Consider the following 13,039-nt stretch of genomic DNA (forward strand, 5'->3'; position numbering starts at 1 on the left):
CAGTCTACGACGCGCCGAGGACGCGCCCGCCGATGCCGCCGGGGATCGGCGGGCCGCCGTCGGGGCGGACGCCGACGCCGTCGGGCAGACCGCCGGCGGCCGCGGAGAGTCCGTTCACCGGAGCCGTTCGACGAAACCTCAGGTCAGCGCCCCAATGTGACACCCCTCACGCGCCGCCCACCTCGCCTCCTCGCGCCTCGGAGGAGTATTGTGAGCGGCGACACAGAAGGTGCCGCCGGGTCCCGCCGACGAGGCGGACCCGGACGATCTCGCGCACTGCGCGACCGCCGACGCGGACCCACGTCCGCGCTTCGTCGGCGGTCGAGACCCGCAGTGCCCGTGTGACGATCCGAGGAGGACAGCGCATGACCCCGACGCCCCCGGCCGACAATCAGCTCGACACGCTCCAGCACGAGACTCGTGTCTTCCCGCCGAGCTCCGAGTTCGCCGCGGACGCAGTGGCCACCACCGAGCGATACGAGGCCGCCTCGGCCGACCGGCTGGCCTACTGGGCCTCCCAGGCGCGCGACGTGCTGAGCTGGGACGCCGACTTCACCCAGACGCTGGACTGGTCCGAGGCGCCGTTCGCGAAGTGGTTCGTCGGCGGCGAGCTCAACGCCGCCTACAACGCCGCCGACCGGCACGTCGAGGCCGGGAACGGCGACCGGGTCGCCATCCACTTCGAGGGCGAGCCCGGCGACGAGCGCGCGATCACCTATCGTGAGCTCGCCGAGGAGGTCGCACGGGCCGCCAACGCCTTCGAATCGCTGGGCGTGACCTCGGGCGACCGCGTGGCCGTCTACATGCCGATGATCCCCGAGACGATCGTGACGATGCTGGCCTGCGCGCGCATCGGCGCCATCCACTCGGTGGTCTTCGGCGGCTTCTCCTCCGACGCGCTGCGCTCGCGCATCGACGACGCTGAGGCCAAGCTGGTCGTCACCGCCGACGGCTCCTACCGGCGCGGCAAGCCGTCGCCGCTGAAGCCGCAGGTCGACGAGGCTCTCGCCGCTCCCGGCCACACTGTGGAGAACGTCGTGGTCGTGCGCCGCAACGGCGAGGACGTGCCCGTCGGCGAGATCGACACGTGGTGGCACGACCTGGTGCCGCAGCAGTCGGCGACCCACGAGTACGTCGCCCACGACGCCGAGCACCCGCTCTTCATCCTCTACACCTCCGGCACCACGGGGAAGCCCAAGGGCATCCTGCACACCACCGGCGGCTACCTGACCCAGACCGCGGTCACCCACCGGGACACCTTCGACCTGAAGCCGGAGCAGGACGTCTACTGGTGCTCGGCCGACGTCGGCTGGGTCACCGGCCATTCCTACATCGTCTACGGCCCGCTGGTGAACGGCGCGACGCAGGTGGTCTACGAGGGCACCCCGGACACCCCGCACAAGGGTCGGCTCTGGGAGATCGTCCAGAAGTACGGGGTCACGCAGCTCTACACCGCCCCGACACTGATCCGGACCTGCATGAAGTGGGGTCGGGAGATCCCGGACCAGTACGATCTCTCCAGCCTGCGCGTGCTGGGCACCGTCGGCGAGGCCATCAACCCCGAGGCCTGGATGTGGTACCGCGAGGTCATCGGCGCCAACAACGGCCCCGGCAACCCGCCGAAGGAGCACCCGGCGCCGATCGCCGACACCTGGTGGCAGACCGAGACCGGCGCGCACATGATCGCCCCGCTGCCGGGCGTGACTGCGACCAAGCCGGGCTCGGCGCAGGCCGCAGTGCCCGGCATCGACATCGGCGTCGTCGACGAGATGGGCGAGCCGCTCGGCCGCGGCGAGGCCGGACTGCTGGTCGTCCGCGAGCCTTGGCCGGCGATGCTGCGCGGCATCTGGAAGGACCCGGAGCGCTACAAGGACACCTACTGGTCCCGGTTCGGCGACGTGTACTTCGCCGGCGACGGCGCCCGCACCGACGAGGACGGCGACATCTGGCTGATGGGCCGCGTCGACGACGTCATGAACGTCTCCGGCCACCGGCTCTCCACCACGGAGATCGAGTCCGCGCTGGTCTCCCACGAGGCGGTGGCCGAGGCCGCCGTCGTCGGCGCCGAGGACGCGACCACCGGCCAGGCCGTGGTCAGCTTCGTCATCCTGAACAGCGACCACGAGGGCGACGACGCGGCGAAGACCGAGCAGCTGCTCCGCGCCCACGTCGGCGAGCAGATCGGGCCGATCGCCAAGCCGCGCAACGTGCTGGTGGTCCCCGAGCTGCCCAAGACCCGCTCGGGCAAGATCATGCGCCGACTGCTGAAGAACGTGGCCGAGGGCAAGGACGCCGGCGACACCTCGACGCTGGCCGACCCCTCAGTGATGGAGAAGATCTCCGACGACATGCGGGCCGCGCAGAGCTGACGCCGGGGTCGGTCCCGACGTCCCCGACCCGCACGTCGACGGGCCCCGGACCCCTCCACTCCAGGAGGGGTCCGGGGCCCGTCGTCGTTCGGGGCCCGGGACGCACAGTCACCGCCCGGCCTCACACGCCGGCCAGCTCCAGCCGACGGCGCGGGCTCAGCAGCGCCGTCGCATCGACGGAGGTGCCGAGCAGCTGCGGGGCCCATCCGTCGCCGCCGTGCAGATGCGCGGCGACAGTGTGCTCCGCGGCCTCCTCCGGACTCAGCTGCGGCCGATCCGCGGAGACGAAACCGCCGGGACCGTGGTTGTGATGCTCGGCGAAGCGCGCCTCCTCCCACGGGAAGCCGCTCATGTCCGTCCACGGCGACGCCGTGATGTGCGCGCCGAGCTGGGAGTCGCGGACCAGCACCTGGGCGATCGCGTCCGGATCCCCTCCGGGGTGCCACGGCCGCCCCAGATGCACTGTCCGCCGTGCGGCCTCGGAGGTGAATCGACACCCGTCGAAGAGCAGCCCGTGGGCGATGGACCGATCCACGCTGCTGGCGGTCACATACCCGTTGTTCGCCTCTCCGCGGTTCCGCGAGACGATCTCGCAGCCGTCGAAGACGGCGGTGCCACGGCCGAAGATGAAGTCGACGTCGCCCTCCACCCGGGCCTCGGCGAAGTACTGCCGGGCGACGACGCCGACGCCCGGGGAGTTCACATACAGCGTGTCCTGGTCGCCCAGGCAGCGCACGTTCCGCAGCACCGTGAAATCCCCGGCCAGCCGCAGCGCGACCGCCTGACGCCCGGAGATCTCCGGGTGGGCCTCCTCGTCGAAGTCGTTGGCGAAGGTGAGGTTCTCCGCCTCGAACCACGGCGCGTCGACCCGGGTCGAAGTGCTTCCGGTGGTGCCGTACGTGCCCTCACCGTCGGGCAGCGGCGTGCCGTTGGCGTTGTCGTAGACCAGCACCGTGTCCTCGGGGCGCTCCCCGAGCCCGATGAAGCTGATCCGCGCCTTCTCCGCCGGCACGCGCACCACCTGTCGATGCTCGCCGTCCCGGATGCCGATCAGCGTGCGCATCAGCCCGCCGGCCGGCACGGCGTCGACGGCGTCCTGCACTGTCGGGTGGTCGCCGTCGGCGCCGACGGTGAGCACCCGGACCTCCTCGACCGGCCGCTCGGCCGGCCAGCTGGTCGCGGCCAGCGGGTCGATCGAGCGGTTCCGCGCGGCGAACTGCCCGCCGGGCGCGATGCCCTGTTCGACCAGCGCGTCGGCGACCAGTCGGGCGACGGCGAGCGCCCCGGCGGCCTGGAAGTGCGTGTCGTCCTCCCGGCCGTCGGGGTACTGCGGATGAACGCCCGGTGCCACGTGCAGGAAGAGATCCCGCGTGCCCTCCGGCCCCTCCTGCTGCCACAGCGCCCGCGAGGAGGCCGTGAGGTCGACCAGCGGAACGTCGGCGTCCGCGGCGAGCTCGCGCATCGCCCGCGGATACTCGCCGTGCGAGTCGCCCGCCTGCCCGAAGGCGTCGAAGCGGCGGCGCTCGACAGGGGTGACCAGCACCGGCCTCGCCCCGACGGACCGGGCGCCGTCGATGTACCGGCGCAGATACTCCGGGAAGGTGGTGTCGGGGTCGGTGCCGCGGTCGGGGTCCTCGATCTTCTCGTCATTGTGCCCGAAGGAGATCAGCAGCACGTCCCCCTCGCCCACCAGTTGCAGCACAGTGTCGAGCTTGCCGGCGTCGTAGAAGCTCTTCGACGAGGCGCCCGACCAGGCGTAGTCGAAGACGCTCGCCCCGGATCCGGTCAGCAGCGGCAGCGCCTGGCCCCATCCGGTGCGGGGACGCAGCTCATGCTCGTAGACCGAGGCGGTGGAGTCGCCGACGACGGCGATCACCGGGGCGCGCCGCCCGTCGGGGCCCGCCTCCCCGACCGCGGCGGCGGCCGGAGAGGCGGCGGCGACGACGGTCGCCGAGGCCGCGGAGAGCCCGACAGTGCGCAGCAGCGTGCGGCGGCTGAGCTGATCCGCGCTCATCGACCCTCCCCGTCGCCGTCGGCGGTGTAGATCGGGCCGACGCTGCCGGACAGCAGCGCCGGCACCGCCTGCGGGGCATCGACACGGCCGCGCAGCTGCGGGGTCCAGGAGGTGTCCTCGTCCAGCTGCTGGTCCTCGGCGACGGCGGTGTTGTGGGCGTCCAGCAGGTCGACCGGCTCGCCGTCGACCAGGTTGTCCGCGCCGGAGTAGACTTCGCCGCGCCAGTTCTTGATCACCTCGTCGGCGCCGCCGTCCGCGCCGCGGAACTCGATGGCGTTGGCCTCAGCGTGCAGATGCGACTCGTTGCCGACGCCGAAGAGGTAGCTGTAGTCCACCGGGCTGTCATCGGAGGTGACGAAGTGGTTGTTGTAGACGTCCACCTGTCCCCAGCGCACTCGCGGGGCGCGCTGGCCGACGTCGGTGAAGCGGTTGTGATGGATGGTGACCTTCAGCTTGCCCGGGTCGCCGCGGTCCGCCGAGTCGGTGGATCCGATGAGCATCAGCTTGTCGTGGTCCTCGAAGCGGTTGTAGGACATCGTCACCAGGTTCGAACCGTTGGTGACGTCCACTGCGCCGTCGTGCACCTGGTAGGTGCGGCCGAAGTGCTCGGGCAGCTCGTCGTCGAAGGTCGGCGCGTCGGTGAAGGTGTTGTGGTCGAGCCAGACGTGCTCGGCGCCGTTGATGATCTGCAGCATGTCGTACTCGCTGTTCCAGTTCCCCGCGTCGCCGTCGGTCGGATCCCAGGAGGGGAAGCAGTCCTTCGAGTCGCTGATGGTGAGATTGCGCAGGATCACGTTCTCCTCGCCGTCGATGCGCAGCGCCGCGCCGGTGATCTCGGCCTCCGGACTCGCGCCGACGATCGTGGTGTTCGACGGGATGTCCCAGCGGATGTGCTCCGCCTGGTTCTGCTCGGCGACCTCCCGGGCCTCCTCCAGCGCGCCGGAGGGCTCCTCCTCCCAGCCCCACGTCTCCGGGTCGTAGGCCTCCAGATACTCCTCCAGCGAGTAGCCGGTGCCGGCGGCATAGTCGGAGCAGGTGAGCTGACCGCCGTCGTCGGTGGCCGCGTCGACGACCCCGTGGACCCGGATGATCGAAGGCTCGTCGTCGGAGCTCTCCAGGGCATCCACCAGCTCGGCGCGGGAGGAGACGTCATGGACGTGCTCCTGGCTCGCCGCGGATCCGCCGGTCGTCCCGTCCCCCGCCGAGGCCCAGCCGTCGCCCTCGGCGAGGACCTGGCGCTCCAGCGGCGTCCGGGCCGTCTGGGCCTGCGGCGCCGCCGGTCCGGCGTGCGTCGGCGGACCGGCGACGGCGGCCGACCCTCCGCTGATCAGGAGTGCGGCAGCGGCCGCGGTGGCCGCCGACGTGGTGAGGATGCTGCGATGCATGATCGTCCTTCCTGCCTCGGTGCGGACGGCCCGGGCTCCGGCGGGCGTCGTCGCCCCTCGGAGGCCGGATCTGTGCTCCAGCTCACACCGGGCCGCTGGAAGGAAGCTCATCGCAGGTCAGGGGCCCGGGACAAGGGTGATGCCGCATCGGCACAGCGCGAGAGCCTCGGGGACTTCGTCTCCGACCGACCTCGGGCCGGCTCCTGGCCGACTCCCGACCGACTCCCGACCGACTTCCGGCCGGCGGCTAGAGTGGGAGACGGCCGGCGCCCGACCGGCCGAGGACGCCGCCCGACACCTGCGAGGAGCCCCGATGCCCGCCGAGACCGGCCGCCTGCTGATCATCAACGGCCCGAACCTGAATCTGCTGGGCACCCGGGAGCCGGAGGTCTACGGCACCGCGACGCTCGCCGACGTCGAGGAGATCTGCCGCACCGCCGCGACCGCGCACGGCCTCGCCGTCGAGGTGGTCCAGTCGAACCACGAGGGCGAGCTGGTCGACGCAATCCAGAGCGTCCGCGGCTCCGCCGAGCGCCCCGGCGCCGACGGGATCGTGATCAACCCGGCCGCCTACACCCACACCTCAGTGGCGCTGCGGGACGCGCTCGGCGCCGTCGCCCGGCCCACCGTGGAGGTGCACATCTCCAACGTGCACGCCCGCGAGGAGTTCCGCCGCCACTCGTACATCTCCCCGGTGGTGGACGCGGTGATCGCCGGCGCGGGGCTCACCGGGTACCGACTCGCCGTCGACCTGCTCGCCGAGCGACTGCAGGGCTGATCGCCTGCAGGACTGACTGACCCGTCGCCCCGGCCCGCGAGCCGGGGACACGAGCCGAGGCCCGCCGTCAGTCCTCCACGCACTGCCCGGTGGAGACCGTCTCGGTGTACTGGCCGGGCTCGGTGAGCACCTCGCCGGCCTGCCCGGCGGTCAGTGCGAAGCCGACGGCGTCGCCCTCCAGCGCGCGGGCGAAGACCACGCCGACGACGTCGCCGTCGGCGTCCAGCAGCGGCCCGCCGGAGTTGCCCTGCCGCACCTCGGCGTTGAGCTGATAGACCTCCAGCGAGCTCGACGGGCCGCCGTAGATCCCCTCGATGGCCGAGACGTCCCGGGCCTGGACGACTGCCGAGCCGGACTGGAACGGACCGCCGGCGGGGTAGCCCATGATGTAGCCGGATTCGCCGACCTCCATCGGATCGTCGAACTCCAGCGGCTCGGCCTGCAGCTCGTCGACGGCCAGCACCGCCAGGTCCTGCCGCGGGTCGAAGTGCACCACCCGACCGGTGACCACCTGCCCGTCGGGCAGCTCGACGCTCGGCGAGCCGACGCCGGCGACGACGTGAGCGTTGGTCACCACCCGCGTCGGAGAGACGACGAATCCGGATCCGCTCTGGCTCTGCCCGCACTGCTCGGCGACGCCGACGACCCGAGCCACCGAGCCGGCGGCCTCCTCCGCGCCGTCGCTGAGCTCGACGGCGTCGGGGGCCTCGTCGCGCTGCGGCACCAGCGGCTGGGCGATCTGCGGGATCTCGGACTCGAGCACCAGCGTGCGCACCTGGGCGAACCACATCTCTGCGGCGTCCGGCACCGCGCCGTCGATCGCCTGCAGCACGTGCGACTGCCGCATGTGCTGGTTGACCTGCGGGAAGCCCATCGCCCCGACGGAGAAGGACAGGGCGGCGATCACCAGTCCGGCCACGACGAGGTTCAGCACCCCGCCGATGAGCGCGCCGAGGGTGCGCACCGTCGGCGAGCGGGTCAGACGCTGCAGCTCGGCCCCGGCCGTGGTGCCCAGGGCATGGCCGGCGACGACGAGCACGAGGGCGGCGCCGAGCACGGCGACCACCCGCCAGATGGGGTCGGAGACCCACCCGGAGACGATGGGGATGGCGAAGAACGCCGCCGTCGCGCCCACCAGGAAGCCGGCCAGCCCTCCGATGGTGATCCAGATCCCCTTGCGCAGCCCGGAGACGAATACCGAGAGCAGCACGAGGGCCAGGATCAGGTCGAGCAGCAGGGGTCCCATGGGGTCAAAGCTCTCCTCGGCCCGCGGGGCGGCGGGCGGACGACGGTGGGGCGGACGACGGGCTCCGCGTCGCGCGGGCGCATGACCCCAGGACGAGGCCTCGAATTCCGAGACGATTCGACGCGGAGGGCGGCAACATGCGAAGGTGTTCGGCCGGTCGGACGATCGAAGTCCAGGTTCTCACACCCGTCTGCTCCGCGCGGGTCGTTTCCCGGGGGTGGGCTGACCTGGTAACTTCAATACCAGCGAGACCGCATGCATCTCGGAGAGGAAGAACGGAAGCCCCATGGATCTTGAAGTACTGCGTCGCGCACCACTCTTCGCGACCGTCGACGACGACGTCTTCGCCGCTCTGACCGCCGAGCTCTCCGAGGTCGATCTCTCCCGCGGCAGCTCCGTCTTCCACGAGGGGGACCAGGGAGACCAGCTCTATTTCATCGTCTCCGGCAAGATCAAGCTCGGCCGCACCACGCCGGACGGGCGGGAGAACCTGCTCGCCGTGCTCGGCCCGGGAGAGGTCTTCGGCGAGATGGCGCTGTTCAACCCGGCGCCGCGCACCGCCACCGCCACAGCGGTCTCGGAGACCCGACTGGCCGGCCTGAGGCATGAGAGCCTGCGCGAGGTCATCACCTCCACCCCGGAGGTCTCGGTGCAGCTGCTGCAGGCACTGGCGAAGCGCCTGACCCGGACCAACGAGTCCCTGGCGGACCTGGTCTTCTCCGACGTCCCCGGCCGCGTGGCCAAGGCCCTGCTGGACCTGGCCGACCGCTTCGGCCGTCCGGCGCCGGACGGCGTGCTGGTAGCCCACGAGCTCACCCAGGAGGAGCTGGCCCAGCTGGTCGGCGCCTCCCGCGAGACCGTCAACAAGGCGCTGGCCGAGTTCGTCCAGCGCGGCTGGCTGCGCCTCGAGGCCCGCGCCGTGGTGATCCTCGACATCCAGCGCATCCGCCAGCGCTCCCGCTGAGCGCCCCGCCGACGCCTCGGCGGACGACGAAGGCCCCGCCGCACCTCGATCGGTCGCGGCGGGGCCTTCGTCGTGCGCGCCCGGGTCGTCAGGCGACGTGCGCGATGACGTCGACCTCGACAGGCGTGTCCATGGGCAGCACGGCCACGCCGACGGCGCTCCGCGCGTGCCGACCGACGTCGTCGAACGCCTGCCCGAAGAGCTCGGAGGCCCCGTTGAGCACCGCGGGCTGGCCGGTGAAGCTCGGGGCGGAGGCGACGAAGCCGCCGACCTTCGCGATCCGGGTGATCCGGTCCAGATCGCCGACGGCATGCTTCAGCGCCGCCAGGCAGTTCAGCGCGCACTGCCGCGCCAGCTCGGTCGCCTGCTCGGCGGTCACCTCGGCGCCGACCTTGCCGCGGTGCGGCAGTTCGCCGTCGACCAGCGGCAGCTGGCCGGCGGTGTAGACGACGCCGTCGGCGACGACCGCCGGCTGATAGGCCGCCACCGGCGGCACGACCTCGGGGACGGTCAGGCCGATCTCGGCGAGCCGCGCCTCCACCCGGGAGGTGCCGCCGATCGTGGTGTCTTCGCTCATCGCACTCCTCATGCTCGGCTGGTCCAGCTGGCCCAGCGGGTTCTCAGCGGGTTCTCCGCAGGTCCTGGTCGGTTCCTGCGCCGGCCCCGCCGTTGTCAGTCAGCCTTCGGACGCTTCAGATAGGCGACAGGGGCGTTGCCGTCAGGCCCGGGCAGCACGGTCACGAGCTCCCAACCCTCGTCGCCCCACTGGTCGAGGATCCCCTTGGTGTTGTGGATGATGAGCGGAATGGTGGAGTACTCCCACCGTGTCTGAGATGCAGTCATGCCCTCAGCCTAGCCGCGCACACCCAGCAGACGTCCAGTGAAGCGCGCGCCTGCGACGGTTACCATGGTCGTCATGGCTTCCTCCAAGTCCCCGTTGTTCGACACGGCCACCACGCTCGGCAAGATCATGTCCTTCCTGGGTGTGAGCGGGCTGTGCGGCGTGCTGGCCGCCGGACTCATCTTCCCCCTCGCGGCCACCGGCGGCGCTGCCGCCGCAGCGGGCAAGGACCTCCTGGACACACTGCCGGCGCAGATGGACGAGGAGCCGCTCTCCGTGCCCTCGCACATCTATGCCGCCGACGGCGAGACGAAGCTGGCGACCTTCTACGCCGAGGACCGCGACCCCGTGGAGTTCGACGAGATCTCCCAGCACATGAAGGACGCCATCGTCGCCATCGAGGACGAGAGGTTCTACGAGCACGACGGCGTGGACCCCCGCGGCCTGGCCCGCGCGGTGGTCAACAACCTGACCACCGAAACCCAGCAGGGCGCCTCGACGCTGACCCAGCAGTACGTGAACAACGTGCTCATCAACGCCCAGAACCTGCGCGGCGAGCGCACCACGATCTCGGGCACCAAGACCTACGCGGACAAGCTCCGCGAGATGAAGCTGGCCGTCGCCGCCGAGGAGGAGATGACGAAGGAGGAGATCCTCCAGGGATACCTGAACATCGTGCCCTTCGGCGGACGCGTCTACGGCGTCGAGGCCGCCGCCCAGCACTACTGGGGCGTCTCGGCCAGCGAACTCTCGCTGTCCCAGGCGGCCACGCTGGCCGGCATGGTGCAGTCCCCCAACGGCTACGACCCCGCGGACAACCCCGACGCCGCCAAGGAGCGGCGCGACGTCGTGCTGGGCGTGATGCACGACGACGGCGTGATCAGCGACAAGCTCCACCGCCAGGCGGTCCAGCAGGACCTGGACGCCACACACAACAACCGCCCCGACGGCTGCGTCGCCGCCGATGGAGCGGGCTATTTCTGCGACTACGTCCGGCGCGTCGTCCTGGCCGACGACACCTTCGGCCCGGACCGCGATGCGCGCGAGCGGCTGCTGAATCGCGGCGGCCTGCGCATCACCACCACGCTGGACCCGGATCTGCAGAAGGAGGCGGATTCGACCTTCGATGACAGCGTCCCGACCGAGGACTACGCCGAGGACGACATCACCCAGCAGGTCGGCGCGAGCCTGGTGACCGTGGAACCCGGCACCGGCAATATCAAAGCCATGGCCCAGAACTCCGAGTACAGCGCCGAGGACGACCCGGCGAGCAACGTGATCAACTGGAACACCGACTTCGCGTACGGCGGCAGCGGCGGCTTCCAGGGCGGCTCCTCGCTGAAGCCCTACGTCGCCGCGGCCTGGGTCGAACAGGGCAACTCGATGATGGACCGGGTGGACGCGAGCAAGGACCACTATGAGCGCGGCAGCACCTGGGAGGCCAGCTGCCTGCCCGGGGGCTCCTTCAAGCTCGATGACACGAACGGCTGGTCCATCGCCAATGCCATCGACGCCTATCGCGAGATGACCTTCGACTTCGGGCTGTACTGGTCGCTGAACACCGCCACCGTCGCCGCGGCCAAGGAGATGGACATGTGCGCCATCACGGATGTGACGAATCGCCTGAACATCCACACTGCGCGCGGCAGCGAACAGATGAACCCGAAGGAGCCTGCCTTCATCCTCGGCGGTGCGGAGATCGCTCCGCTCACCCAGGCGGCGGCCTATGCGACCTTCGCCAACGGCGGCGAGTACTGCCGGCCGCGGGCGATCACCGAGGTCACCGATGCCGAGGGCAACGAATACGAGGTGCCGGAGGCGAACTGCGAGCAGGTGATCGACGAGAAAGTCGTCAACGAGGTCAACGTGACCCTCGGACACATCGCCGAGGACAAGGAGAACGACGGCGAGCTCGACTTCCCGGCCATCGGCAAGACGGGCACGAACAACAACGAGTCCTCGACCTGGTTCATCGGGTCCACCTCGGGGCTGACCACGGCGAGCTGGGTCGGCACGCCGGAGGGCCAGTACTCGATGGGCAGCGAGCTCGCGCAGGAAGATCGCGGGGGCATCGAGATCAACGGCGAGACCCACGAGCACGTCTACGGCTCGACGATCGCAGCTCCGCAGTGGCAGCAGTACATGGGCGCCGTCGCCGACGAGTACGAGACCGAGAAGTTCCCCGAGCCGAAGGACTCGCCGTGGGAGGACCCGGGGTCGACCGCGCGCTACCAGGGCGTGACCGCCGACGGCGACGGCACTGAGCCCGGCGGCTCCTCCGACGACGACTCCAGCGACGACTCCAGCGACGACTCGGACAGCTCGGGCGATTCGGGCGGGTCGGGCGACGACTCGGGGGACTCGGGGAACGGCGGAGACTCCGACGACTCGGACGACTCGGACGACTGATCCCCGCCGGTCCCGACCGGCCCCTCGCGCGTCGGCCGCCGTCGGCGGCCGACGCGCCCGACCGAGATCACGGAGCCTCGCCGTGCCCGACTGCAGCACTCTCCCGCGGATCCCCCGCCCCCTGGCCCTGGCCGCCGCCGGAACGGCCGCCGCCGGGCTGGGGACGCTGGCCTACGCCGGCACGATCGGTCTGACCCGCTTCACCGTCCGGCACGAGCAGCCCGCCGTGCTGCCGCCCCGGGCGCGGCCGCTGCGGATCCTGCACATCTCGGACATCCACTACGTCCCCGGCCAGCGAAGGAAGTTCACCTGGCTGCAGTCGCTCGCAGAGCTGCAGCCGGATCTGGTGGTCAACACCGGGGACAACCTCTCGCACCGCGAGGCCGTGCCCGAGCTGCTGGAGGCGCTGGGCCCGCTGCTCCGCGTCCCGGGCGTCTTCGTCACCGGGTCCAACGACTACCACGGACCGCGGCTGAAGAACCCGCTGGGCTATCTCGTCGGCCCCTCGGCGCCGCCTGCCGAGCCGGAGCACCTGCCCGCCGACCAGCTGATCGCCGGCTTCACCGGCTCCGGCTGGATCGATCTGCGCAATCGGGCCCAGGAGGCCGTCGTCGCCGGCCGGGCGGTGCACCTCTCGGGCGTCGACGATCCGCACATCGGCCTGGACCGCTTCGCCGGCTGGCCGCGGGGCACCGCGCGGGACGACGTGCTGCGCCTGGGCATCGCCCACGCTCCGGTGGGCTCGACGCTGACCGCCTTCGCCGACACCGGCGCGGACCTGATCCTGGCCGGCCACACCCACGGCGGACAGGTCTGTCTGCCCGGCCGCCGCGCCCTGGTGACCAACTGCGATCTCCCCCGGTCGCAGGCCGGCGGGCTGTCCGCCGTGCGCTCCTCGACCGGCCGCGAGGTCGCGCTGCACGTCTCCGCCGGCATCGGCACCTCGCGGACCGCCCCGCTGCGGTTCAACTGCCCTCCGGAGGCGACGGTCCTGGACCTGCTGCCGCGCGCCTGACCCCGGCGCTCCGGTCGT

10 protein-coding genes are annotated in these 13,039 nt (G+C 71.3%); 5 read left to right on the forward strand and 5 right to left on the reverse strand.

What is annotated here, in order from left to right; translation table 11 throughout:
• Positions 1-365: 365 nt before the first annotated feature.
• Positions 366-2,369: an acetate--CoA ligase gene (gene acs, locus GCL72_RS07135; protein WP_153144018.1), complete on the forward strand. Its 2,004-nt coding sequence runs from the start codon at positions 366-368 to the stop codon at positions 2,367-2,369.
• 121 nt (positions 2,370-2,490) lie between these two features.
• Here the strand turns inward: acs and GCL72_RS07140 are convergent, their stop codons facing one another.
• Together GCL72_RS07140 and GCL72_RS07145 are read right to left on the reverse strand one after the other, a co-directional pair.
• Positions 2,491-4,383 carry a pectinesterase family protein gene (locus tag GCL72_RS07140; RefSeq protein ID WP_153144019.1) on the reverse strand — a complete coding sequence of 631 codons (1,893 nt, stop codon included), beginning with the start codon at positions 4,381-4,383 and terminating at the stop codon, positions 2,491-2,493.
• Positions 4,380-5,768, reverse strand: a complete 1,389-nt coding sequence (locus tag GCL72_RS07145) for a pectate lyase family protein (protein WP_153144020.1) — start codon at positions 5,766-5,768, stop codon at positions 4,380-4,382. The genes GCL72_RS07140 and GCL72_RS07145 overlap by 4 nt, the downstream gene beginning before the upstream one ends.
• A gap of 313 nt (positions 5,769-6,081) precedes the next feature.
• Here GCL72_RS07145 and aroQ point away from each other — a divergent pair, with 313 nt between their 5' ends.
• Positions 6,082-6,546 carry a type II 3-dehydroquinate dehydratase gene (aroQ, locus tag GCL72_RS07150; RefSeq protein ID WP_153144021.1) on the forward strand — a complete coding sequence of 155 codons (465 nt, stop codon included), beginning with the start codon at positions 6,082-6,084 and terminating at the stop codon, positions 6,544-6,546.
• 67 nt (positions 6,547-6,613) lie between these two features.
• On the opposite strand, the gene GCL72_RS07155 is transcribed toward aroQ, so the two are convergent.
• Positions 6,614-7,792: a MarP family serine protease gene (locus GCL72_RS07155; protein WP_153144022.1), complete on the reverse strand. Its 1,179-nt coding sequence runs from the start codon at positions 7,790-7,792 to the stop codon at positions 6,614-6,616.
• 286 nt (positions 7,793-8,078) lie between these two features.
• Here GCL72_RS07155 and GCL72_RS07160 point away from each other — a divergent pair, with 286 nt between their 5' ends.
• The gene (locus GCL72_RS07160) at positions 8,079-8,756 is read left to right on the forward strand and encodes a Crp/Fnr family transcriptional regulator (RefSeq protein ID WP_010524738.1); all 678 of its coding nucleotides are present in this window, start codon (positions 8,079-8,081) and stop codon (positions 8,754-8,756) included.
• An 88-nt stretch (positions 8,757-8,844) separates the two neighbouring features.
• On the opposite strand, the gene GCL72_RS07165 is transcribed toward GCL72_RS07160, so the two are convergent.
• Both GCL72_RS07165 and sp36 read right to left on the reverse strand, forming a co-directional pair.
• A complete protein-coding gene (locus GCL72_RS07165) occupies positions 8,845-9,333 on the reverse strand; it encodes a RidA family protein (protein WP_153144023.1) in 489 nt (162 codons plus the stop codon).
• A 95-nt stretch (positions 9,334-9,428) separates the two neighbouring features.
• Positions 9,429-9,599, reverse strand: a complete 171-nt coding sequence (gene sp36 / locus GCL72_RS09695) for a Sp36 family protein (protein ID WP_170289585.1) — start codon at positions 9,597-9,599, stop codon at positions 9,429-9,431.
• A gap of 73 nt (positions 9,600-9,672) precedes the next feature.
• On the opposite strand from sp36, the gene GCL72_RS07170 reads away from it, so the two are divergent.
• Together GCL72_RS07170 and GCL72_RS07175 are read left to right on the forward strand one after the other, a co-directional pair.
• Positions 9,673-12,006: a transglycosylase domain-containing protein gene (locus GCL72_RS07170; protein ID WP_246161073.1), complete on the forward strand. Its 2,334-nt coding sequence runs from the start codon at positions 9,673-9,675 to the stop codon at positions 12,004-12,006.
• An 82-nt stretch (positions 12,007-12,088) separates the two neighbouring features.
• Positions 12,089-13,021: a metallophosphoesterase gene (locus GCL72_RS07175; RefSeq protein ID WP_153144025.1), complete on the forward strand. Its 933-nt coding sequence runs from the start codon at positions 12,089-12,091 to the stop codon at positions 13,019-13,021.
• The last annotated feature ends 18 nt before the right edge of the window (positions 13,022-13,039 follow it).

Origin of the sequence: Nesterenkonia halophila (genome assembly GCF_009467795.1) — a bacterium.
GTDB lineage: Bacteria > Actinomycetota > Actinomycetes > Actinomycetales > Micrococcaceae > Nesterenkonia > Nesterenkonia halobia.

Bases quoted from the DNA above. Each gene is read 5' to 3' on its own strand.
- GCL72_RS07155 (WP_153144022.1), bottom strand. From the start codon at position 7,792: ATGGGACCCCTGCTGCTCGACCTGATCCTGGCCCTCGTGCTGCTCTCG.
- acs (WP_153144018.1), top strand. From the start codon at position 366: ATGACCCCGACGCCCCCGGCCGACAATCAGCTCGACACGCTCCAGCAC.
- aroQ (WP_153144021.1), top strand. From the start codon at position 6,082: ATGCCCGCCGAGACCGGCCGCCTGCTGATCATCAACGGCCCGAACCTG.
- sp36 (WP_170289585.1), bottom strand. From the start codon at position 9,599: ATGACTGCATCTCAGACACGGTGGGAGTACTCCACCATTCCGCTCATC.
- GCL72_RS07160 (WP_010524738.1), top strand. From the start codon at position 8,079: ATGGATCTTGAAGTACTGCGTCGCGCACCACTCTTCGCGACCGTCGAC.
- GCL72_RS07145 (WP_153144020.1), bottom strand. From the start codon at position 5,768: ATGCATCGCAGCATCCTCACCACGTCGGCGGCCACCGCGGCCGCTGCC.
- GCL72_RS07170 (WP_246161073.1), top strand. From the start codon at position 9,673: ATGGCTTCCTCCAAGTCCCCGTTGTTCGACACGGCCACCACGCTCGGC.
- GCL72_RS07165 (WP_153144023.1), bottom strand. From the start codon at position 9,333: ATGAGCGAAGACACCACGATCGGCGGCACCTCCCGGGTGGAGGCGCGG.
- GCL72_RS07140 (WP_153144019.1), bottom strand. From the start codon at position 4,383: ATGAGCGCGGATCAGCTCAGCCGCCGCACGCTGCTGCGCACTGTCGGG.